General features: G+C 62.6%; 18 protein-coding genes, 1 tRNA gene and 1 pseudogene. 8 read left to right on the top strand and 12 right to left on the bottom strand.

Annotated features, from left to right (window positions below; translation table 11 throughout):
• Positions 1–336: 336 nt before the first annotated feature.
• A protein-coding gene (locus ACUSIJ_RS19245; RefSeq protein WP_449310031.1) for an IS630 family transposase occupies positions 337–1,283 on the bottom strand; the annotation gives its coding sequence in 2 pieces (ribosomal slippage) (positions 337–944 and positions 944–1,283; 948 coding nt in all).
• Between the two features lie 162 nt (positions 1,284–1,445).
• Here ACUSIJ_RS19245 and ACUSIJ_RS19250 point away from each other — a divergent pair.
• Complete coding sequence (locus tag ACUSIJ_RS19250) at positions 1,446–4,112, top strand: ATP-binding protein (RefSeq protein ID WP_449310032.1); 2,667 nt, start codon at positions 1,446–1,448, stop codon at positions 4,110–4,112.
• An 80-nt stretch (positions 4,113–4,192) separates the two neighbouring features.
• Here ACUSIJ_RS19250 and ACUSIJ_RS19255 read toward each other — a convergent pair.
• A pseudogene (locus ACUSIJ_RS19255) lies at positions 4,193–4,417 on the bottom strand (electron transfer flavoprotein subunit alpha/FixB family protein); the annotation flags it as partial.
• Between the two features lie 143 nt (positions 4,418–4,560).
• Here ACUSIJ_RS19255 and ACUSIJ_RS19260 point away from each other — a divergent pair.
• The 3 genes from ACUSIJ_RS19260 to ACUSIJ_RS19270 all read left to right on the top strand — a co-directional run bounded on the left by ACUSIJ_RS19260 (position 4,561) and on the right by ACUSIJ_RS19270 (position 7,645).
• Complete coding sequence (locus ACUSIJ_RS19260; protein ID WP_449310033.1) at positions 4,561–5,178, top strand: tyrosine-type recombinase/integrase; 618 nt, start codon at positions 4,561–4,563, stop codon at positions 5,176–5,178.
• 274 nt (positions 5,179–5,452) lie between these two features.
• The gene (locus tag ACUSIJ_RS19265; RefSeq protein WP_449310034.1) at positions 5,453–6,466 is read left to right on the top strand and encodes a restriction endonuclease; all 1,014 of its coding nucleotides are present in this window, start codon (positions 5,453–5,455) and stop codon (positions 6,464–6,466) included.
• Between the two features lie 339 nt (positions 6,467–6,805).
• Entirely contained in the window at positions 6,806–7,645 is an 840-nt protein-coding gene (locus tag ACUSIJ_RS19270; protein ID WP_449310035.1) for a DUF4238 domain-containing protein, read from the top strand.
• Positions 7,646–8,159: 514 nt separating this feature from the next.
• On the opposite strand, the gene ACUSIJ_RS19275 is transcribed toward ACUSIJ_RS19270, so the two are convergent.
• The 4 genes from ACUSIJ_RS19275 to metX form a co-directional block, all read right to left on the bottom strand.
• Positions 8,160–10,322 carry a ParB/RepB/Spo0J family partition protein gene (locus ACUSIJ_RS19275; RefSeq protein ID WP_449310036.1) on the bottom strand — a complete coding sequence of 721 codons (2,163 nt, stop codon included), beginning with the start codon at positions 10,320–10,322 and terminating at the stop codon, positions 8,160–8,162.
• Between the two features lie 436 nt (positions 10,323–10,758).
• Positions 10,759–10,835, bottom strand: a tRNA-Arg gene (locus ACUSIJ_RS19280).
• An 89-nt stretch (positions 10,836–10,924) separates the two neighbouring features.
• Positions 10,925–11,593, bottom strand: a complete 669-nt coding sequence (metW, locus tag ACUSIJ_RS19285; RefSeq protein WP_449310037.1) for a methionine biosynthesis protein MetW — start codon at positions 11,591–11,593, stop codon at positions 10,925–10,927.
• A gap of 3 nt (positions 11,594–11,596) precedes the next feature.
• Positions 11,597–12,763, bottom strand: a complete 1,167-nt coding sequence (gene metX, locus ACUSIJ_RS19290; RefSeq protein ID WP_449310038.1) for a homoserine O-acetyltransferase MetX — start codon at positions 12,761–12,763, stop codon at positions 11,597–11,599.
• 286 nt (positions 12,764–13,049) lie between these two features.
• On the opposite strand from metX, the gene ACUSIJ_RS19295 reads away from it, so the two are divergent.
• The 3 genes from ACUSIJ_RS19295 (at position 13,050) to ACUSIJ_RS19305 (ending at position 16,086) form a co-directional block, all read left to right on the top strand.
• Positions 13,050–13,898, top strand: coding sequence for a chorismate mutase (locus tag ACUSIJ_RS19295; RefSeq protein WP_449310039.1), 849 nt, complete (start codon positions 13,050–13,052; stop codon positions 13,896–13,898).
• An 87-nt stretch (positions 13,899–13,985) separates the two neighbouring features.
• Complete coding sequence (gene hisC / locus ACUSIJ_RS19300) at positions 13,986–15,098, top strand: histidinol-phosphate transaminase (protein ID WP_449310040.1); 1,113 nt, start codon at positions 13,986–13,988, stop codon at positions 15,096–15,098.
• Complete coding sequence (locus ACUSIJ_RS19305) at positions 15,091–16,086, top strand: prephenate/arogenate dehydrogenase family protein (protein WP_449310041.1); 996 nt, start codon at positions 15,091–15,093, stop codon at positions 16,084–16,086. The genes hisC and ACUSIJ_RS19305 overlap by 8 nt, the downstream gene beginning before the upstream one ends.
• A 76-nt stretch (positions 16,087–16,162) precedes the next feature.
• Here the strand turns inward: ACUSIJ_RS19305 and ACUSIJ_RS19310 are convergent, their stop codons facing one another.
• The 6 genes from ACUSIJ_RS19310 to hemB form a co-directional block, all read right to left on the bottom strand.
• Positions 16,163–17,278 carry a DUF2125 domain-containing protein gene (locus tag ACUSIJ_RS19310; RefSeq protein WP_449310042.1) on the bottom strand — a complete coding sequence of 372 codons (1,116 nt, stop codon included), beginning with the start codon at positions 17,276–17,278 and terminating at the stop codon, positions 16,163–16,165.
• Between the two features lie 280 nt (positions 17,279–17,558).
• A complete protein-coding gene (locus tag ACUSIJ_RS19315) occupies positions 17,559–18,317 on the bottom strand; it encodes a lysophospholipid acyltransferase family protein (RefSeq protein ID WP_449310161.1) in 759 nt (252 codons plus the stop codon).
• A gap of 135 nt (positions 18,318–18,452) precedes the next feature.
• Complete coding sequence (locus ACUSIJ_RS19320; RefSeq protein ID WP_449310043.1) at positions 18,453–19,163, bottom strand: YdcF family protein; 711 nt, start codon at positions 19,161–19,163, stop codon at positions 18,453–18,455.
• Between the two features lie 83 nt (positions 19,164–19,246).
• Entirely contained in the window at positions 19,247–20,242 is a 996-nt protein-coding gene (locus ACUSIJ_RS19325; protein WP_449310044.1) for a cell division protein FtsX, read from the bottom strand.
• A 13-nt stretch (positions 20,243–20,255) separates the two neighbouring features.
• A complete protein-coding gene (ftsE, locus tag ACUSIJ_RS19330; RefSeq protein WP_449310045.1) occupies positions 20,256–20,915 on the bottom strand; it encodes a cell division ATP-binding protein FtsE in 660 nt (219 codons plus the stop codon).
• Positions 20,916–21,187: 272 nt separating this feature from the next.
• A complete protein-coding gene (hemB, locus tag ACUSIJ_RS19335; RefSeq protein ID WP_449310046.1) occupies positions 21,188–22,243 on the bottom strand; it encodes a porphobilinogen synthase in 1,056 nt (351 codons plus the stop codon).
• A gap of 312 nt (positions 22,244–22,555) precedes the next feature.
• Here hemB and ACUSIJ_RS19340 point away from each other — a divergent pair, with 312 nt between their 5' ends.
• Positions 22,556–23,188, top strand: coding sequence for a LysE family translocator (locus tag ACUSIJ_RS19340; protein WP_449310047.1), 633 nt, complete (start codon positions 22,556–22,558; stop codon positions 23,186–23,188).
• Positions 23,189–23,255 lie beyond the last annotated feature (67 nt).

Raw genomic sequence — 23,255 nt, forward strand, 5'->3', positions numbered from 1 at the left:
TGGGAAGCGGACGGGCGGCTATCCGGCATAGAATGACCGCTTCGCGCCAACTGCGGTCATTGTGCCTTGTCGGAAATCTCCTTCGTAAAGCGGATAATCACGAATCTGGGCGTGCTGGATGTTGTTGAAGGTGGCCTACGGTTGGTCGAGCTTGTAGATGGGGTCTCCAAAGAAGAGCTTCATGCCGCGACCGACGCCACCATCATCGGTAGATAGCCACGAGGTCGGGTGGATCAGTTACGGTCTGCCCGTCCCCGGTCCGTCGAGTATTTCTGTCAAAACTTTCGGATAGCTACTTTTGAGAGTAGTAAAGCGAGACGTTAGAGCGTAATCCTATCAGGTTGCATCGTATCCAGCCGCGCTGAAGTAGTTTACGCACTCGGAGGGTGGAAAGAGGTCGAGGATGCGGCCTATGGCGTCCCATAGACCGTTGACGGTTCGTTCGGCGGTCTTTCTCAGCATCGCCTTGAGCTTGGCGAAGGCGTTCTCGATGGGGTTGAAGTCGGGGCTGTAGGGCGGGAGGTAGCGCAGATTGGCACCGGCCGCGTCAATCAACTCGCGCACACGCGGCCCTTTGTGGCTGGACAGGTTATCCATGACGACGACGTCACCGGGCCGCAGTTCCGGGACCAGCACCTTGGCGATATAGGTTTCGAAGGTATCCCGATTGATCGGCCCGCCCAGCACCCACGGTGCGATGAAGCCGCGAAGGGTCAGCGCGCCGACGAAGGTCGTTGTCTTCCAGTGCCCATGCGGCACGCCCACCCGAAGCCGCTCGCCTCGCCGGCAGCGCCCGTGGCGGCGGGCCATGTTGGTCGATGCCCAGGTTTCGTCGATGAAGACCACTCGTTCGGGATCGAGGTCGAGTTGCCCCTCGAACCATTTCTCGCGCTTTGTCAGGACGTCGGCGCGATCCTGTTCGGTCGCGTGCGCGGTCTTTTTTTACGCGTGATGGCGTGGCGCGCGAAGAAACGCTGGATCGTACCATAGCCAAAGACGAGACCCTGCTTCGCCAAGCTGGCGCGCACCTCCTCGATTGTGGCGTCTCGGCCTGGTCCAAGTGCCGCTATCACGGTATCACGATGAACCTCGATCCGACCCGAACGCCGATCCCCGCCGAGCCGCCCGGGGACCGGGTCGCCCTGTTCGCGTTCCCGCTGCCGCCAACGGCTGACGCTGGCGGCGCTCACGCCAAAACGCTCGGCCGCCTCCCGGTGTGTCGCACCGGCTGCAACAGCTCCAAGGACCCGAACTCGAAGATCGACCGATAGGGCTCTCGACATGCCTGCCGGCCTCCATCCGGCAGGCACTCTGAATCACTTCCCAATTGATTTGGGAACCCCTCTCGATTCATTCAGTTCGGATTCCGCTCTAGCTGTCTATTTTCGCTGGGAAGTGGTAACTTAAGACTCCGTCATTTGGATTCGCTCATCTCCAGCTGCAGCATGAACCACGATTCGAAGTTCAAAATAGCCATCCCGCTAGACAAGAGCCGCTCCGACTTTCGAGAAGTCAAAGGCCGTCTTCTTGAATCGCTTGTCGGGCGTTTCCTCACCTATCAGAGCTACGTTGTCAAAGAGCGTGTTCGTGATGCGGGTAGCGAAATAGACCTCAAATGCCTTAACCGGCTTTCTGGCGACAGCGCGATTGTCGAATGCAAGGCGCGCACGGAAACTGTCCAAACCGACGCGGTTAACAAGCTCCACAGTGATGTCAGTCTTGAAGAGGCCGACCATGGCTGGATTTTTTCGATATCCGACATCGGGAAGGAAGCTCAGGCGAGACTGGACAGATTCAACGCAAAAGCTGGGAAGAACGTTTTCAAATTCTTCCCGCCACATGAACTGGTGACACTTCTAGTCGACGCCAAGGGTTTCGAACTTCCGGCGTTGCCGGGCAGCAACGGGGCTACCGAGGTTTTCCTTTGCTTGTTGGAGGGACGAGAGATTTGGGCCGTCCCGATGTGGACACCTAACAGGGAACTCAAGGGTCTTCTGGCTTGGGGCGCTAGTGACGGGTCTCCGATGAAACCAAGAGACTTGCCGGAACTGGCCAACACGGATTTTCCGTATCCCGAGGCGGGTTGGCTAGACCACAAGCACGTGGAAGTTCCTCCAAGCAAAGATGTACAGCCCGTCGTCGAAGTTATCCCCGGCGAAGAATGGAGCGATTATCGCCCATCGCGACCTGTAGACTTCGTGGGTCGGGAGGGACTGATTTACGACATACGGGATTTCTTTGATCGCATCCGGGAAGGTAAGACCTCGTCGAGGCTTTTCGGCATCAAGGGGCAGTCTGGTTGGGGAAAGAGCAGCCTCGCGCTGAAGCTTGCCCACGAACTACGGAAGGATAAGATTTTTATTCTCCCGGTCGATTGCCGAGCTGCGAAGACTTCGTACTACGCCGATCTGGCAATGTTGCGGGCATTGCAGGCCGCCGAGCAGTATATATCGCCCGGACCGCTGTTCCGCAGCACTCCGAAGATCGAGACGAACCCGTTCAACGATCCGGCAGTGCAAGAACTTCTGGCGCAGGCCCAGTCGCAGAACGCGGTAGTCTGCCTGATTTTCGATCAGTTCGAGGAAATCATCCATCGCTCCGAGCTCAGCGCGGCATTCAGCCGTATGCGAGACTTGGCACTGGCGGCGGATGAAGCGCGAGCGCCTTTCGCTATCGGCTTTTCCTGGAAAACGGATGGTACCGTTGGTTCCGATTATCCCGGATATCACCTGTGGCACTCGCTTTCGGATCGTCGAAAGGATTTCGTGGTCGACAGGTTCGCACGCGAGGATGCAGATGGCTTCATCGTGCTTGCACAACGCGAGTCGAAGCAGGCCCTGAAATACAACATTTCGAAGTTCATCGTCGAAAACTACGCGGGCTACCCATGGCTCCTAAAAAAGTTGGTGCGCCATTATATCGAAGATGCCAAGGCCGGCCGTGATCCGGGACCGTTGGGATCGCTCCCGAGCCTTGAGACGCTCTTCAACAACGATCTCCAGGAACTGTCGCAGGCCCAGACCCGGGCTATCCGGTTCATTGCCCAGAACTCTCCTGTCGAATACGGAGCTACGGCGGACAAGTACGGTGCTGACAACGTCGCGTCGCTTGTGAACCAGCGGCTCGTCATCAATACAGGTGGCAAGCTAAACCTCTACTGGGACATTTTCCGGGACTACATCCTCTATAACGAGGTGCCTCAGCTTCCGAATACATACATCCCGACGATCTCGGTCCGTCGAATTAGGGGCATTCTCAAAACTGTGCTTGGAGCGGACCGGCTCGACTACGAGCACTTCGCTGCGAGCTTGAATCTCAGTCTCACGACGACCGACAACGCCGTCCGCGACCTGGTCAACATGGGTATCGTCAGGTCGAACCGTCTGGAGCAATATTTCGAAAGAGCTTTTGAGAACTCGGCGGCGGCGACGGCCAAGATCATCGAATTCCTGCAGAGCAATTGCATCTTCATCAAGGCCCGAGAGCTCGTCGCCGCGCAGGGCGGGGCGACCTTCGCGGAAATCTGCACGGCGTCCGCACCGGAGTACGCCTTCCTTTCCATCGATGAGCAGACGTTGCAGCAGTACAATCGCCGTATCCTGGCGTATTGCTGGCACTTCGGTCTCCTGTCGAAAAACGGGATGCATTTCGTCCTCGGCGACCCTGTTTTCGACATCATGGAATCTGCCGAGCGAGTGGCGAACATCAGCGAAGTCGATATTTTCCGGGCGGCTGCACCACCGGAGCGCGTGATCGAACTCGTTGATCAGGTCAGGGGCGGTGTCTGCAAAACCAAGAAGGAAGCGGAGAGCCAAGGTCTTCGCAACGCGGTCTTCGCTGCAAGCACCCTTGGACTGATCGTTCAGCAGAATGGCGAGATAAGCATCGCAGATCATGTGAAGGACGACATGCCGACGTCAATGCTTGTGCGGCAAGCCCTCGTGCAAATCGAGCCCTTTAAGAGCAGTCTGGCCGAAATAGAATATCCCGGCCTTCCAGCCAGCGAGCTCGGTGCCATCATTGCCGATCTCTACGGCCTGAACTGGTCTACGGGGTCGTGCGAGCGTCACGGCTCTGCAATCAAGCGCTGGACGTCCTGGATGGCTCAGTAAGGGATTAGTCGAAATCTAGTAGTACATGTGCGGAGCGCGTGACGCCCTACCGCCCGCACGGGTACTCTCCCAGCCCCGGCTTACGCCCCGGCCAGTTTCTCGAACTCTGGCAGCACGTGGAAGAGATCGGCCACGAGGCCGTAGTCGGCGACCTGGAAGATCGGTGCCTCCTCGTCCTTGTTGATGGCGGCGATGACCTTCGAATCTTTCATTCCGGCCAGGTGCTGGATCGCGCACGATATGCCGCAGGCGATGTAAAGCTGGGGAGCGACGACCTTGCCGGTTTGACCGACCTGCCAGTCGTTCACTCCATTTAGCTGTCAGGGTCAACCCGCTGAAGAATGCCAATCTAAAGCCTCGTCCGCAATGGGCCGAGTAGCGATAACCGTGATAGCATCGACTTTCCCAATACGGGCGACGAGGTGGGAGGAGCGGAAGGGGCTTTGTCATGGACACTGTGCTGCGTACCCGCCGTCCTTGGAATAAGGGGATTTTGGTTGGTCAAAAGCGACCGCTTCAGCCGAAGAACGTGTGGTCAATCCGCGTTCGGCTTGAAATGAGCGGAGCGCACCGAGAACTGACGCTCTTCAATCTTGCCATCGACAGCAAGCTCCGCGCCTGTGATCTAGTTAGGTTGAGGGTCGAGGACTTGTGGTCAGGTAGCTCGATCCGGGACCGCGCCACCATCATCCAGAAGAAAACGAAGCGGCCCGTGCAATTTGAGGTCACTGAGCAGACGAAGAACGCGCTTGCCGCCTGGCTTCCGTTCGTTCGAAGAAATGGTGGTAGCTATCTGTTTCCCAGTCGCCGAAAAACATCGCGGCATTTGTCAACACGACAGTGCGCTCGGATCGTGCATCGATGGGTGGTTTCCATCGGGTTGGAAGCCAACGCCTACGGCACGCACTCGTTAAGGCGGACGAAGGCGGCGCAGATATACAAGAAGACCGGCAATCTCCGGGCTGTCCAGATTCTGCTTGGTCATTCAAAGCTCGAAAGTACCGTCCGATACCTTGGCGTCGAGGTAGATGACGCGCTCCGGCTCGCTGAGCAGATCGAGCTATAAGGGCAAATGACCATCGGTAGCCGCCGGTGGTCTCCCTTGCGCCAACATCGGACATTGGTTCGCCCATAAGGAACAACTTCCTCACGGCTGCCCAAGAACCGTCGAAGTCGAGTAAAGCTAGGTAGACATCTACTTACGGGATGCGATCAGTGAATTACCACAGACTCAGGAATAATCTCCAACAACAGAGGGGCATACAATCGATTTTTAACAGGACGGATGTTAGCGAGCGGCATAATCATCGACGGCTAGTCGCTCCAAGGGGAGAAAAAAGGTGCAGGACCAAGCTGATAACGGCCAAGAATTCAACTTCGCCGATTTGAGCTATCAGGAGTTTGAGCTTATCGTCGGTGCGTTGCTCGCCCGCTCAGGTCTTCAAATCGTTCATCAATCGGGGCTGGGCCATCCTGGCCCAGACATCGAGGCTGTCCTTCCGGGTGGCGAACGGCTGATCGTAGAGATCAAGCATTATCGTCGCCCCATTCCGCTTGCAATCGCGCGTCAGTTTGTTGGCGATATAGCGCGTTACCGGCTGCAGTCGCCCAGCACAGTAGCACTGCTTGTCATATCCGGCGAGCTTTCAGAGTCGGCAAGAAGAAGTCTCGAGCAGTCTGGCATAGATATTTGGACGGGCGTCGATGTGCGGAGCCGCCTTGCTCAGCATCCCGACATCGCTGCTGCGGCGCGTGCAAGCTCTGGGGCCTTGACGTCGCTGCAGATGATGATCGCCGGGGCAACCCCTCAACCGCTGAAGACCCTTGTAGGTCAATTCGAAGACAGGCTCTCAAAAATCGCTCCCGGCAACGATGACTGGCGGAAATTTGAAAAATGGGGCACGGAAATACTGACCGAAATCTTCAAACCGGACCTTGGGCCGCCCGACCAGCAGGTGCGCAGCGACGATACGTTAGACATCATGGACGCCATCTTTCCAATTCGCGCAGGTAGCCCGCCATGGTCCCTCGTTCGCGCTGAATACGTTACGCGTTTTGTTGTGGCCGAGTATAAGAACTACGGAGGCCCTATCGGTCCTCGACAAGTAGAATCGATCCAGCAATATCTGTGGAGTCAGGCTAAACGCCAGTTTGGGCTACTTGTCTCACGCCATGCTCCAGCACCGCAAGCCCTCGCACAACGTCGGCGCGCTTGGCTTGAGCAGGAAAAGATGATCGTCTTTCTCACAGCTGACGATCTCTTAGGAATGCTCGATATGAGTGAGAATGGTGGAGACCCTTTTGAAGTTATCGATGCTCAGCTAGAAGATTTCCTGCGCACCCTAAGCCCGTGATATATCGATATCGATTCCAGTTCCGGCATTGTCGTGGCGATAACCACTCAGAGACTGTGTTTAAGGAAGGGCACTCGAAGTCCGCTTTGGGCCGGAAGCTGTCGTCGACTAGGCGGGCTGCCAATGACCGCGATGAGGGTCGGAATCTGAACGACCGGATCGGGGTGGTTTCCGGTCAGACCGCTTTCTGGAAACATCGAGAGAAAGCCGGCATTCATAAAGCTACCACGCCGTGAAACAGAATTGACAATTCTGTTTCACGCGCGATATTATAGTAATGGCAGTGCCCTTGAATGTGCTAAGTAGCGTTATTTCATCAACTAGGCTTCCGACAGCGGTATGTCTCGCAACCCGTCCAAAAACCACCATTGGCTTCCCCAATGTCTTATGCGGCCGTGGGAAGGAAGTGACAACCTAGTGGAGTCGTTCTCGATTCAACCATGGGGGCTTTCTTCAAGAAGGAAAAGCAGTAAGGCAATCGGTTCCGAGAATAACCTACATAGGATTGACCTGCTTGAGGAACCGAATCTGGTGGAGACCATTTTTGGCAGAGTCGAAAGCAGCTTTGCCGATGCAAAATGTAAGGCCATCAATAAAGGAATTTCCGCGCTTAACAGGAATGAGCGGGAAGAGTTCGCCTTCTTCGTTGCTTTGCTGTCAAACCGGCGACCCGAGAAGCTTAAGGTAACTTCTATGGAGGCCGCCAACAGCTTGATGAAAAATTTAGGCGATAAAATAGTCAGTGCGTCCCCCTACCAAGCGGATATGGTTACAAAAAACGTTGGTAAATACGTTGCGATACGGGCCTCAATTGAGTTTGCTGCTGAAATTTTCCCGGAAATTGTGCGACTTGAATGGCGGATTATCGATTTTTCAGATATCCCCTTGAAACTTGTATTAGCAGACCGGCCTGTGCGAGCATGGGGTGAAGGCGCCAAACTTACGCAATTGACCTTTCCCTTGGGACCAGATCATCTGTTTGTCGCCGGAATATTCCCACCCCACAAGGAAATAATATTTGGCGAAAATTTTAGAGAAGTGCTAGCTATTGATATAATTGGGAAACAATTTCGGCAGGCTGCTAACTTTGTGGTAGCTTGTTCACGCGAGCCATATTTCAAGTTAGCGGAAACTATTATGAAGAATACTAACGCAATACCACCAAAAGGCACGTTGTAATTTAATGAATTATGAGCATGACTGCGAGATTATGCCGGTTTCCTGTAATTTATATTTCTCTATCGCCACTCTTTGTATGAAACAGAATCATAATTTTCTGTTTCATGGATCAAATGTCCGCTTCAAAGCAGTGAAAGTGGCAATACGAACGACTGAGATTGGGTCGGAAGCTGTTATTGGACTATAGCAGCGGGAATGGCAGCTTTGGTTCATCAAGCGCCGGAAAGCTGCCAGTCCGCAGGCGACCCTCTGTCAGCCATTCGTCCAACGGACTCTGAACACCCATAATCTGCTCAATGGCGTCGGCTCTCAACCAAACGGCAAGACCCTTTCGGGTTCAATGCCATTATCGCTACAATGAACTGAAAAGCCGGCAGGTGTTGCCAGTGCTGTGGACGGTGCAATTGCGTGATTCCAGTTTGCCCGTCGAGGTGATCCGGCCGCGCGACGAAGTCGCGCGGCCGCGGTTTTTCGGTGGAAAGCCGGGGTGGCGAAAGCGGCCCCGGCTCGTCCGTCATTCCGCTGCGGCCGGGAAGGTCTCGCCGCTTTCCATTTCCGGCTCGGTGCCGGGCTCGATGTCTGCTGCCTCCGGTTGCGTCCCGTTCAACCGTGCTGGCGGGTCGGTGCGCAGCGACGGCGGCAGCCATCCGGTGCCGGCAAGCAACTGCTCGGCCGTTTCCGCCATCGCCTGCTTTTTCAGGCCCGCGATCCGGTCCGCCGCCTCGTCGCCAAGGGCTTCCCGCACGGCGGCGAGGATATGTGCCTTTGTCACGCGGCCGAGATAGGTGCGCACCGTGGGCGTCCAGTGCGTCGTCATGTCCAGCGCAAGCGTCGTCGCCAGCTTGTCGGCCGTTGCATGGGCACGCTGCCTGCTGTCCCACGGCAGCTTGAGCACATTGACGGTCAGGGAGGCGCAGTGCGCGAACAGCGCCATGACGCTCGCCTGATCCAGCCCGGCAATGAAGTCCCAAAGCTCCCGAACGTCAGATGGCATGTCAGCTGCCCATCCGGCATGACGGTCCGCGAGCGCCTTCGCCGCCGCCGTATCCTCGATCCCTTCTGCGTGGCTCGCAAGGTGTGGGCTGCTCGGGAGTATTTCGAGGGCGTGAACGTCAACGCCACGATAGAAGGTCTGCGCGGCCAGCGCATGGGTGACGGCGATCAGGGCGATGTCCGGCTGTTCGCCAAGCGCAAGGCGCAAGCCAAGCGTCCGGTGCGCGGACAGGTCACGAATGAGCGCGTCGGACAGCGGCCTGCTATCGTCCTCCGCTTCCTCGTCCACGGGCGCGTCGCCGGCAACGGGATTCCCGTCCTCATCATGGTCGTCTGCTGCCATGATCGGGCCATCATCCACGTTACCGCTCCCGGTTTTCTCCGGCTCCGGCTTCTCGTCCTCCGGCCGGATGAAGCCACGTTCGATCCGAACTTCGCCATCATAGGAAATCGCCAAGATAATGCCGCCGCGCACGATGTCGTCGGGATCGTAGGCGCGGCGCATGGCGGCGATACGCTCGATTTCCGCCTGTAGCTCTCCGAGCCGCGCTTCCACATCGTCGGGCAAGTCCTCCACGCTCTCGTATTGTGACGACAGGCTTTCATATGCCTCCTGCGCGACCTCGAAAGCAGCCTCATCCTCATCGGAAAGCTCAACCGGGTGCGGATAGGCACGGCGCAGGCCGTTGCCGTGCGGATAGTCGAGATGAATCGAAGTCCATTTCCAGCCTTCCGCCTCCTGAATGTCGGCTGCGATCCCCTCCAGTTTGGCGATGGCGAGCCGGTCCAGAAGCGCGGCGTCCTCGAAATATCCGCCGCGATCCTCGCTGAACAGGTCGCGGAGAATGACGCCACCCGCTTCCGTATAGGCTTCCGCGCCGACGAAGATCGCGCGCCGGTCGGTTGCCGGCACGTTACCTTTGGTCAGGTCACGGCGGATGATCCACGGGTCGCGGTTGTAGGACAGGTTTTCGTAGACCCGCTCCTGCCGCGCGTGGTCCTCCGTGATCGCGAAGGCCGTCAACTGGTCGAGGTTCAGACCGCCGTCGCGGTATACCTGCAACAGTTTCGGGCTGACGGCGCCGAGGCGAAGCCGCTGCTTCACCACATGCGCGGTGACGCCGAAGCGGGCGGCGATATCCTCCGCCCCCCATCCGTGCTGTTCGGCAAGCTCGCGGAACGCCTCGAACTGGTCAGCCGGGTGCATGGCCTCGCGGGTGACGTTCTCGTCGAGGCTGATTTCCTGCGGATCGTTCACGCTGTCCAAAACGCAGCGGATAGGCTCGGCCTTGCCGATCTCCTTGCGCTTCGCGCGCAACAGGTGCGCGAGCCTGCGGCCTTCGCCGACCGTAACATAATAGAAGCCGGTTGGCTGGCCGGCCGCATCAAGCTCCGGCTCTACGATCAGATTTTGCAGCATACCTTTTGCGGCAATGCTGGCGGCCAGCGCCTCGATATGGGCCTCGCTGTGCGGCACCTTCCGGGCGTTGCGCGGCGACTTTTTCAGCCTGTTGAGCGGGATGAAAATTTCCGCGCCGTGTCCGGCTTCCGTTGCTGGCTCCGTCACCGGCAGGGCGGCGACCACCTCCGCCGCGATATTCCCGATGCTGCGGGCTTCGGTGTCCGCTGCCGCTTCCGTCGCCGCAACCGTGGCGGCGCTCGTCTTCCTTGCTGTCCTTGCCATTGTTCCAGTCCTTTCCCTGTCAATGCCGAAGGCATGTCCCCCGACATGCCTTCCGGGGGCGCGCGAGCGCGCGGCAGAGAGGGGGGCGGCTGCGGACGAGCATGGCCGGGCTGCGCAGCGAGCGGGGCGGATGGATGGTTTGGATGTGACGGCTATGCGCCGACCCTGCGAGTGCGCGGCCCTGCCATCGCGCAGACGGCGGTTGCGGGGGAGAGATGGCCAAGACCATCTCTCCCCATGTCGGGGAATCGGCAGGGCGACGGGAGGGACTGTGAAGCTTGAAAATCCGTCAGCGCGGACGCGCGTGCAGACCGGGTCTCAGGAGCCCTGCGGCGCGCCTCGGGCATTTTTGGTTGCAATTTGGTTGCAAATCGCCCGCGCTAAAATCCCCCTGGATTCTGGGGGATTATTAACTATCTGATTTATCTTGGAAATTTGGCGCACCCGACACGATTCGAACGTGTGACCTTTGCCTTCGGAGGGCAACGCTCTATCCAGCTGAGCTACGGGTGCTTGGGCCTTTCGGCTGATCGTCCCCATGCGATTAGCGTATTTTTCCCGGTGGCGCCATCCTTTTTTGAGGAGGGTCCACACCTTGCTGCTCACGCCGCACGTCGTTCCCGTGAATCGGACGCCGGCCTGCGGTGAAGCAGGAAAACCGCCTGTGAGCCGAACAGATTCCAGAACCACCATGGCGCGTTGACACGCACCGGGCGGCCGCTCGCGTGGAGCGCCACCGCGCGCTCGATGCCGGCGCCGATCACGTCGCACAGCTCCACGAAATCCCTGATCGTGCAGAAATGGATGTTCGGCGTGTCGTACCACGTCTCCGGCAGGTTCTCCGTCACCGGCATCGTGCCCTGGATCGCCAGGTGGGCCCGCACGCGCCAGTGGCCGAAGTTCGGCAGCGACACGATGGCCCGGCGGCCGATGCGCAGCAGATGCTCCAGAACCATCCGCGGACGGCGCGTGGCCTGAATCGTCTGCGACAGGATGACGTAATCGAAACAGTCGTCCGGGTAATCCGCAAGGTCCGTGTCGGCGTCGCCCTGGATGACCGAGAGGCCGCGCGCCACACAGCGGCTGACGCCGTCGTGCGACAGTTCGATGCCGCGGCCATCGACGTCGCGCTCGCGCACCAGCAGGTCGAGCAGCGCGCCGTCGCCGCAGCCCACGTCCAGAACGCGCGAGCCCGGCTCCACCATGCGCGACATGAGCAGGTGGTCGTGGCGCTCGCCGCTGCGCCCGAAATGCGGGGAGGAAGTCGCCAATTGTCAGATCCCCCGCGTCCGTGCCGCCGCCCGCAGAAAACCGCCCGTCGTGGCGATCAGCTCCGGCTCGTCGAGCAGGAAGGCGTCATGCCCCTTGTCGCTCTGGATCTCGACGAAGCTCACCGACGCACCCGCCGCGTTGAGCGCATGCACGACGGCGCGCGAGTTGCTCGTCGGGAACAGCCAGTCCGACGAAAAAGAAATGACGCAGAAGCGCGTGCGCGTGCCGCGGAATGCGTTCGCCAGCACGCCGCCGTAGCTGCCGGCGAGATCGAAATAGTCCATCGCCCGCGTCACATAAAGGTAGCTGTTGGCGTCGAAGCGCTCGACGAAGGCCTCGCCCTGATGGCGCAGATAGCTCTCGACCTGGAAATCCGCGTCGAAGGTGAAGGTGGGGGCGGCGCGGTCCTGCAGCCGGCGGCCGAACTTGCGGTGCAGCGCCGATTCCGACAGATAGGTGATGTGCGCGCCCATCCGCGCCACCGCAAGGCCCTGCGCCGGGCGCGTGCCGGCCTCCAGATAGCGCCCGCCGCGCCATTCGGGATCCGCCATGACGGCCTGGCGCCCCACCTCGCTGAAGGCGATGTTCTGCGCCGAGTGAATGGCCGCAGCCGCGATCGGCATGGCGCTGTAGACGCGCTCGGGAAAACTCGCCGCCCATTCCAGCACCTGCATGCCGCCCATCGATCCGCCCGCGACGCAGAAAAGCTGGTCGATGCCCAGATAATCGATGAGCATCGCCTGCGCCCGCACCATGTCGCCGATCGTCACCAGCGGGAACGTCAGCGCCCACGGCTTGCCCGTCGCCGGGTTGATGGAGGCCGGCCCCGTCGTGCCGAGGCAGCCCCCGACGACGTTCGAGGAGATCACGAAGTAGCGGTCGGTGTCGATCGGCCGGCCCGGCCCCACCATGGTGCTCCACCAGCCGGGCTTGCCCGTCACCGGATGGACGTTCGCCGCGTGCTGGTCGCCGGTCAGCGCGTGGCACACCAGAATAGCGTTCGAGCGCGCCGCGTTGAGCTCGCCATATGTCTGATAGGCAATCTGCAGCGGCGACAGCTCCACGCCGCTGTCGAGCACGAGCGGACGGCCGGGGCCGAAGTGGACCACGAGACTGTCGGGCGATTCGACCTGCGAAACGGAAGTGAGGGGGACGGCGCTGCTCGTCATCGATAATGAGGTGTCCGAATTTCAGGAAATGAGCAGGCCCGGCGAAGGTGGTGGAACGGTCGTCGCGCCGAAGCCGGGGTCGCCATAACCGCTTGTGTTCTTTATTCCGAACATTTCTGACAGATCGGCAACGCTGTCAAGGGCATGCCGGCCGCGATGCGAACGGACGAGACATTCAGCCTTGCATATCGGCGCTCTGCATATCGACGCTTTGCATATCGGCATGGGGGCTTTACAACGAAGACTTCCACCCGCCCGGCGGATGCGTGCGAAAATGGGACCCGTGATGAGCGCACCTGCAAGCATAGAGAAGACGGACGCCGCCCGGCTGACGGAACTGCGTCAGGACATCGACCGCATCGATGCCGAGATGCATCGGCTGCTGATCGAGCGCAGCGAAATCGTCAATGCGCTGATCGCCGTCAAGGGCACCCAATCGTCGGGGCAGGCGTTCCGTCCGGGGCGCGAGGCCGACATGATGCGCCGCCTCGCCGCCCGCCACCGCGGCATTCTGCCGCTCGACACCGCCGAGAACATCTGGCGAATCATCATTTCCACCTTCACCTATGTGCAGGCGCCGTTCAGCGTCCACGCCGACGTGTCGGCGGGCGATGCGCCGATGCGCGATTCCGCCCGGTTCCATTTCGGCTTCACCGTTCCCTATGTGCCCCACGCGGGCGCGGCCGCCGTCATTTCCGCCGTGGCGCACTCGCAGGGCGATCTCGGCATCTTCCGCCCGGACCAGAAGACCGCCGTCAATCCTTGGTGGGAGGCGTTGCGCGGCCGCGACGCGCCCAAGATCATCGCGCGTCTGCCGTTCATCGAGCGCCCCGACCATCCGGCCGGCACGCCGCTCTATGTGGTCTCGAAGCCGCTCGAGGACGCCGCCGTGCGCGAGACGGTGCTCGTCGCCGCCCGGGTGGAGCGATGGCGCGAGGACACGCAGCAGGCTCTTGCCGCCGTAGGCGCGGAGATCGCGGGATCGGCGGGCGTCGAGGGCGGGCTGTCGCTGCTCGTCGCCATCGACGGCGAAAGCGGCTTTGAGGCGGTGCGCGACGCTCTCGGCCGGGCCCGTGTGGGGCACGTGGAGGCGTCCGAAATCGGCAGCCACGCCAACCGTTTCCAGTTCTCGTAGGTTTCCGGCCTCGCTATCCTTTCCCGAATGGGCGGCCGGCGGAGCCGCCCCTGTCTGCCCTTTTCCGCCTTTCTGGAGTCCATCGTCATGAGTGCGTTGTCAGCCCGCCCCGTTCCCAAAGCCGGCGTTCTCGCCATCGATACCTATATTCCGGGTCGCAGCAGCGCGGCGGGCGTCAGCAAGATCTACAAGCTGTCCTCCAACGAGACGCCGCTCGGCCCGAGCCCGGCGGCGCTGGAGGCGGCGCATGCCGCGCTCCATCATGTCGAGGCCTATCCGGACGGCGGTGCGACGCGCCTGCGCGAGACCATCGGCCGGCGATTCGGCCTCGATCCGGCGCGCATCGTCTGCGGCGCGGGCTCCGACGACATCCTGCACCTGCTGTCGCAGGCCTATGTCGGGCCGGGCGACGAAGGCATTCTGACGGAGCACGGCTTCCTGATCTACAAGATCGCCATCCAAGCGGCGGGCGGCACGCCGGTCATCGTGCCGGAGAAGAACTACACGACCGACGTCGACGCCATCCTGGCGCACGTGAACGAGCGCACGCGGATCGTCTATATCGCCAATCCCAACAACCCCACCGGCACCTACCTGCCTTTCGAGGAGGTCAAGCGCCTGCATGCGGGCCTGCCGGGGCATGTCGTGCTGGCGCTCGACGGTGCCTATGCCGAATACGCGCGCGCCAACGATTATTCCGCAGGCATCGAGCTCGTGTCCGAGAACGAGAACGTCATCATGACGCGCACGTTCTCCAAGATCTACGGGCTCGCGGCGCTCAGAGTCGGCTGGGGCTATGCGCCGGCGGGCATCGCGGATGCGTTCAACCGCATCCGCGCGCCGTTCAACGTCAACACCCCGGCGAGCGCAGCCGCCATCGCTGCCCTCGAGGACGAGGCGCATCTGGCCGCCGCCGTGGCGCACAACAGCAAGTGGCTGGAGTGGTTGAACGAATCCATCCGGGCGCTGGGCCTTGCAGTGACGCCGAGCGCGGCCAATTTCCTGCTGGTGCATTTCCCGCGGGAGGAAGGCAGGGACGCCCGCGCGGCGGATGCGTTCCTCGCCGCGCGCGGCCTGCTCGTGCGCGCCGTCGCGGCTTACGGACTGCCCGACGCGCTGCGCATCTCCGTTGGCACGGAGGAGGCGAATCGGCTGCTGGTCGCGGCCCTGGCCGAGTTTCAGGGGCTCAAGCATGGTTGAAGACACAATCGTCCAGAAGGCCGCCCCTGGACTGAAGCGCCGCGATACGCCGCTGTTCGAGCGGCTCGCGGTCATCGGTCCCGGCCTCATCGGCTCGTCGATCCTGCGCGCCGCGCGGGAGGTAGGGCTTGCGCGGACGCTGGTCACCTCGGACGCGAGCTCCGGCGTGCGGGAGAGGGCGCGCGAACTCGGCCTCGCCGATGACGTGCCGGAGACGTCGGCCGAGGCCGTCTTGGGCGCGGACGCGGTGATTATCTGCGTGCCGGTGGGCGCGATCGCCGCCGTCGCCGGCGAGATCGCCGGCAACCTCAAGCCGGGCGCCATCGTCTCGGACGTGGGGTCGGTCAAGGCGGGCGTCATCGAGAAGGCGCTGCCGCTGCTGCCCGCGGGCGTGCACCTCATTCCCGCGCATCCCGTGGCGGGCACCGAATATTCCGGCCCGGACTCGGGATTCGCGACGCTGTTCGTCAACCGCTGGTCGATCATCACCCCGCCCGAGGGTGCCGACGGCCAGGCGGTCGCGCAGGTCGCCGAACTGTGGGAGGCCATGGGGGCCAACGTCGAGTTCATGACGGCGCAGCATCACGACCTGGTGCTGGCGATCACCAGCCACGTGCCGCATCTCATCGCCTACAATATCGTCGGCACGGCGGCCGATCTGGAGGAGGTCACCCAATCGGAGGTGATCAAGTTCTCCGCCGGCGGTTTTCGCGACTTCACCCGCATCGCCGCCTCCGATCCGACGATGTGGCGCGATGTGTTCCTCAACAACAAGGAGGCGGTGCTGGAGATGCTGGGCCGCTTCAATGAGGATCTGGCGGCGCTGGCCCGCGCCATCCGCTGGAGCGACGGCGACGCGCTGTTCGAGCTGTTCACGCGCACGCGCGCCATCCGCCGCAACATCATTGAACTGGGGCAGGAGACCAGCGCGCCCGACTTCGGACGCATCAGAGCGCTTTCCGATCAGATGGAACCATCTGATCGATAAGAATTCGTTCAAAATCAAATGGTTATATCATTTCAGCGTTTCCATGGAATGATATAACGCGCGGGCGGCGGCGCCGTCAGTACAGCGGCTTGATGCCCCCCACACGCAACGGCCCGACGAGCACCTGCCCGTCGTTCAGCACGACGGGGGGCAGGGGCGTGAGACCGGGAGGCGTGTTGCCGGTCCGCGCCCCGCCGCCCAGAATGGCGAGCCCGCCCGCGATCAGGTTGCCCCGGCCGCCGAGGCCGAAGCGGGCGAGCAATTCCTCAAGCCCGGCGACCGACGCCTCGATGCGCCCCTGGGGGCGGCGCAGGTCGTCGAGCGAGAACTGACCGCGCGCCTGCAGCCGCTGCTTGCCCTTGGCGGCGCTGAGTTCGTCGATCTCCAGCAATCCGCCGGCCAGGCGCCAGCGCTCGAACTCGACCGAGGGCGATTTCGCCGTGAAGGGAGCGGCCTCCGTGATCGCACCCTGAAAGGCCACGGTGGCGGGCTCGGTATTGCCGAGCAGGGCGTCGAGCGCCGGGATCCGCGCGTCCTGCAGCGTGAACGCCACGTCGTAGACGTAGTCCTCGGCCGGCCGTTCCGGATCGATGCGCAGATGCGACTGCCATGAGGCGGCGTGGAGCACCTGCGCATCGTTTCCCGCATCGTCGGGAGGGCCCACGTGGAGCACGGGCTCCGCGACCACGATGGAGAAACGGTCGAGGCGGTTGCCGGTGAAGATCGCGCTGGCGTCGAAGGCCTGCCAGTCCAGCGTCACCCGCTCGCCGCCCTCCTGGTCGGCGACCAGCGGCCCCCGCGCTTCCACGATGACGTGATTGGGCTTGTACACCTGCGCCACCGCCAAGAATTGCGCCACGGCGCCGGTGACCGTGCCCGCCGGCGTCGTGCCGGTGAAACGCAGGTCCGTGCAGCGCACCTCGAAGCGGAACGGAAAGCCGCCGAGCGTCCTGTCCGGGCATGTCCAGTGGCGTTGCTGCTCCGCCTCCTGCGCGAGCCATATGGTGATGGCGTCATGCACCCGCGCGCGCGCCACGAACCAGAACGCCGACCAGCCAGCCAACAACACGACGAGGAAGGCCACCGGCAGGAAGAGCCCCAGCCGGCTGACGCGCCTGGGCCGCGTCGGGGGGGATTCGGGTGCGAGGGTCTCGGGCGAAGGGGGCTGGGTGGCGTTGGGGCTTTCGCTCACTGGACATGAACTCCGGATAAAGCATCAAACCAAACAATCGATATCGTTTTTGGGATCGATTTGATGCGGAAACAAAAAACGGCGCCACGCGGGAGGTCGAGGCTCAACATCGGCCGGAATATCGGCGATTTTGAGGGAAAGCCAGGCGCCAAGCCCATCTGCTTGTGGATGCCCTACCTGCTTGTGGATGGTCCGACGGATGCCGGCTCGCGCCGGAGCGCGACTCGCTCGGATGGGACCATCCGACGGATCGGCGTTCGTGCCAAATCAAAAGATCGCGCTACGGGGCTATGCTCGGTGACGATGCGCCTTCGCGAAGGCCGGAGGCGTCGCGCAGCAGGCGGTCCGCTTCGGCCTCGATGCGCCGTTGCAGCTCCGCCACCACCTGCTTGCGCGGCAGGCCGCCGGGGAGGGGGGGCAGAATGCTGACCACGACGGTGCCGGGACGGCGCAGGAAACTCTGCCGCGGCCAGAACAGTCCCGAGTTCAGCGCGATCGGCAGGCACGGCACCTGCAGGCTGTCGTACAGGAAGGCGACGCCGGTCTTGTAGTCGGGCGGGGCGCCGGGCGCGCGGCGCGTGCCCTCGGGGAAGATGATGACCTGATGGCCCTCGCGCACCCGCTCGCGCGCCGCGCGCGCCATGCCCGCCAGCGCCGAGGCGCCCGCCGAGCGGTCGATGGGGATCATGCCGACCCGGCGCAGGTACCAGCCGAAGAGAGGCAGGCGCAGCAGCTCCCGCTTGAGGACGAAGATGGGGCGGTCGAACACGGCGATGAGCGCGAAGGTCTCCCACGCCGACTGGTGCTTGCTCGCGACGAGCAGGCCGCCTTCGGGGATGTTGTCGAGCCCACGCCATTCCACCTTGAGGCCGACCACAGTGCGCAGCAGCCACAGGTTGGTGCGCGCCCACGTCCGCGCCACCGGGAACAGATAGCGCGGCGGCCCGGCGAGCAGCGGCAGGCAGGCCATCAGCCATGCGGTGAGGTTGCCATAGAAGAGAATGGCGAACAGAAGGGAGCGGACGAAGAGCATGGTGATCGGGCCCGGGCGAGATTGGCTATTGCATCAAACCAAGAAATGGGACCCATTTTTTGGATAAATTTGATGCACAAACAAAGAGATAGAGCAAAATGGCGATTCAGATTCAGTGCATTTTGCTCTAGGACTGTTAAGTCAGGACAGCGGCTTCCTGCCGCCGAAAAGGACGACGAACGGCGAATGCTCCGGGTCGCTCTCCACGGAGGTGCGCGTGAAGGCGGCGACGTACTTGACGTACTCCCACAGCAGAAACCGCAGGGCATCGCTATCGGTCAGCCAGTCGTTGCCGTTCGACTGCGGCGCGACGACGGGGTAGGGCGTCAGCGTCACGTCGGGCAACACGTTCTTCAGCTCGAGCAAGGTGCGCGGCATGTGGTAGGTGGACGTCACGACGATCAGCGAATGGAAGTTGTTGCTCTCCACCCAGCGGCGCGTCTCGATGGCGTTGCCGACGGTGTTCAGCGCCCGGTAATCGAGATCGACGCAACAGCCCTGGCCCGCGACGACCGGGTGCTTGACGGCGATTTCCTCGCGGGTCGTCGCCTCGTTGACGCCGGTGATCAGCATGCGCCGCGCGCGCCCGTCCGCCAGCAGCGCCGCCGCATCGGCGATGCGCTGCGATCCGCCGGTGAGCACGACGATGCCGTCGGCGCTGGCGCGCGTATCGACCTTGTACGACTTGAGCGTCTGCACGAAACCCAGGAAGCCGCCCCCCAGCACGATACCCGCGGCGACGGACAGCAGCACCAAGCCGCGGGATATACGCCGGGCGAACAGGAAAGGCCTCCCGCCGAATCCCCGGCCGGCGGGCTTCCTGTGCTTCGAGACGTCCGTTCCGCTGCTCAACTCTTCTCCCGTCACGCTCGATCGAATGGTCGGATCGCAAATGGCCGGATCGGAGGGGCTTTCCAGCGCAAAGCCCTCCCGATCTACTGCAGCCGGGCCAGATACCGGCGCACCGTGAAGCCGGACACGACCGCCGTCACGGCAGCGACCACCGCCGCCACGCCGAACATCGAGGCGTATCCGCCCCATCCCATGGCGAAGGCGCCGAACAGCGCCTGCAACTGATCGCCGCCGGGGCTGGCGCGCCACCACGAGGATAGCAGACCCGCTCCGGCAATAAAGAGCACCGCCGCGATGCTCCCCCACAATCCGCCGCGCAGGCCCATCTTGAAGAAGCGCATTTCGTATTCCCGGGCGATAAATCTGTCATCGGCGCCGACAAAATGCAACACGTCGAGTATCTCGCGGTCGCTTGCGACGGCGCCACGCGTCGTGGTTGCGATCGCCAGCGCCGCAGCGGTGAGCACCAGCGCGACAATAATGATCGACACCAGCACGACCGTGCCCGCCATCGCCGACAGCCGCTCGATCCAGTTGCGGTGATCGTCGAGGGTCGCGACCGGCACGCTGTCGGCGAGCTGCTGGCGCATCTCGCCCATGTCGTCGGCCAGCGACTCGCTGCCCTCGCGCAAGGTCAGCACGATGATGCGCGGCACCGGCAGCTCGAGGAAATCGACGCCCTGCCCGAGCCACGGTTCGAGCAGCCGTTCCGCCTCCTGCCGCGAGAGCACGTCGACGCCGGCGATGGAGGAATAGGCGCGGGCGATATCGGCCGCCTGCGCAACGTCGCTCTCGATGTCGCGGCGCGGATCGGGCTTGATCTGGATGGTGGCCTCGCGCGCGATCGTGTCTGTCCAGTTGTGCGAGGCGGCGGCGACGAGCTGGGCGGTGCCCGCCGCGAGCGCCGCCAGAAAGGTCAGGATCGCCACCACCGTCACCAGCGCCCGGCCCGAGACCGAATCGGGCGGCACCAGCGGCTGGTTGCGCGCCAGGTTCTCGGGGAGGGCGTCGGAAGGGGGCACGGCGCTCGCGATCTGTACGGGAGCGGGACTGGCGTTGCTGTCGGCGTAATCGCTCACGGAAGGCTCCAGCTCAGTCGAAGATGTGCAGGCGTCCGTCGCCCAGCACGAAACGGCGGGCATCGACCAGATCCATCAGCGTCAGGTCATGGGTAGCGATGATGACGGAGGTGCCGAGGCGGTTCAATTCGACGAAGAGACGCAGCAACCGGCGCGCCAACGCGGGATCGACGTTGCCCGTCGGCTCGTCGGCGAGCAGCAGCTCGGGCCGCGAGATGAGGGCGCGCGCGATCGCCGCGCGCTGCTTCTCGCCGCCCGAGAGCACCGGCGGCAGCACGTGCATACGGTCGCCGAGTCCCACCCAGCGCAGCAGCTCCACCACTTCCGAGCGGTACTGCGCCTCCTCCTTGCCCTGCACCCTGAGCGGCAGGGCGACGTTCTCGAACGTGGTCAGGTGGTCGAGCAGCCGGAAATCCTGGAAGACGATGCCCATGCGCCGGCGCATGGCGGTCAGTTCCTCGCCGGTGATGACCGACACGTCGCGCCCGAACAGCGACACCAGCCCGCGCGTCGGCTTCAGCGACAGCAGAATGAGGCGCAGCAAGGTCGTCTTGCCCGCCCCCGACGGTCCGGTGAGGAACTGAAAGGATCGCGGCTCGATGGTGAACGTCAGATCCCGCAGGATCTCCGGCCCCATGCCATAGCGCAGCCCGACATTCTCGAAACGAACCAAAGACCCCAACTCCCCATACCGGCCAGAGCGGCGACGCGATGCATCCCCGGGACACGGTTTAGCACGCCCGGGTGAACCATACTAAAACGCCAGAGGTTTTGCGCAGTGGTTAATGCACACGCAAACATCGGCCCTTGCGCCGATTCTCTCGTGTTGCGGGGCAGGATTGTCCCTTGCTGGGGCAGCAATGTGACGACGGAAGGCGGGCCGCCCGCCCGCGCTCACCCACGGGCGGGCGGCAGGATCGGAGGCGACCCTTCAGAGGCGATCCTTCAGAGACGTCCCTGGCGCAGCCGTTCGGCGACGCGGGGCGCGAAATAGGTCAGCACCCCGTCCGCGCCGGCGCGCTTGAACGCGATGAGGCTTTCCAGCATGGCCTTGTCGCCGTCGATCCAGCCCTGGCGTGCCGCGCCCTCGATCATCGCGTACTCGCCCGATACCTGATAGGCGAAGGTCGGTACGCGGAAAGCCTCCTTCACCCGGTGCACCACGTCGAGATAGGGCAGGCCGGGCTTGACCATCACCATGTCCGCGCCCTCATCGAGATCGAGCGCGACCTCGCGCAGCGCCTCGTCGCCGTTGGCGGGGTCCATCTGGTAGGTGCGCTTGTCGCCCTTGAGGGTCGCGCCGGAGCCGACCGCGTCGCGGAACGGGCCGTAGAAGGCGGACGCGTACTTGGCCGCGTAGGCCATGATCTGCACGTCGCGAAATCCCTCGCGGTCGAGCGCCGCGCGAATCGCGGCGACGCGGCCGTCCATCATGTCGGAGGGGGCGATGATGTCGCTGCCCGCGGCAGCCTGCACGACGGCCTGCTCGACAAGGGCCGCGACCGATTCGTCGTTCAGCACCTCGCCGTCGCGCATCAGCCCGTCATGGCCGTGGCTGGTGTAGGGGTCGAGCGCGACATCGGTGATGATGCCGATCTCCGGCACGGCCGCCTTGATGGCGCGGGTGGCGCGGCACACGAGGTTGCGGCTGTTGAAGGCCTCGCTGCCGGCCTCGTCGCGCAGCGCGGGGTCGGTGTAGGGAAAGAGCGCGATCGCCGGGATGTCGAGGCTCGCGGCGCGCTCCGCCTCGCGCACCGCGGTCTCGATGCTCAGCCGGCACACGCCAGGCATGGCGCCGACCTCGATATCGTCGTTGCCATCGATGACGAAGACCGGCCAGATGAGGTCGTTCGCGGACAGCTCGACCTCGCGCACGAGGCGGCGGGACCAGTCCGCCCGGCGGTTGCGCCGCGGTCGCTTGGTGAGGCCCAGATCGGTGGCGGGAATATCAGTGTGAACGTCCTTGCGGCGTTCGAAAGGAGTAACGACGCGACTGCCCATTGCCCTCGAATCCTGGTCCGTGACGCCGTCATTCACCCGATGCGGCATCTTCGCCGTCATTGTTAGCACATAGGAACGGTTCAAAAAAAGATGGATAAGTCGTCGCAGGGGGGATAATTGCCGTCGCAGGGCAGTGTCCCGGTTTGAATTTCGGCTTTGGGTGGGAGGCCGAAATTGCTTCCCGGCTTCCTTTTGCTTAGGCTGCGTATTCAGCGTCCGCATGCCTACCTCCGAGGATGGAGGCACCATCGGGGAGCGTGGACGGCTTGGCCCGCTGTGCGGGCAGATCGTCCCCATTGTTGGAGGCCACCCGTGCCGGACACGCCCAACCTGCTCGCTTTCGCCCTCATCGCCCTCGGAATGGTCCTGACGCCGGGACCGAACATGATCTACCTGATCTCGCGCTCGATCTGCCAGGGGCGTGTCGCCGGCCTGGTCTCGCTCGGCGGGGTCGTGCTCGGCTTCGTCTTCTACATGCTCTGCGCAGCGTTTGGCATCACCGCGCTCGTGTTCGCCGTACCCTACGCCTACGACACCATTCGCTTCGCCGGAGCGATCTACCTGCTCTGGCTCACCTGGCAGGCTGTCCGCCCCGGTGGGCACTCCCCCTTCCATGTCCGCGACCTGCCCAGCGACAGCCCGCGCAAGCTGTTCGTCATGGGCTTCCTCACCAATCTGCTCAACCCGAAGATCGCGGCGCTCTACCTTTCGCTCCTGCCGCAGTTCATCGATCCGGGCAACGGCAGCGTGCTTGCACAATCGCTGGCTCTCGGCTTCACGCAGATCGTCATCAGCGTGTGCGTCAATGCCATGATCGCCATATCGGCCGGCTCCATCGCCGTCTTCCTCGCGCAACATCCGACATGGGCGCAGATCCAGCGCTGGCTGATGGGGACGGTCCTTGCGGCGCTTGCGGTGAAGATGGTGGCAGACGCACGCCGATAGTTGCGGAAGGGATTTGACCTCCCTTGCCGGCATGAAGCATAGTCTGGCCGTCTTCTGCGGTTGGGGG

The organism is Pseudochelatococcus sp. B33 (genome assembly GCF_053570585.1).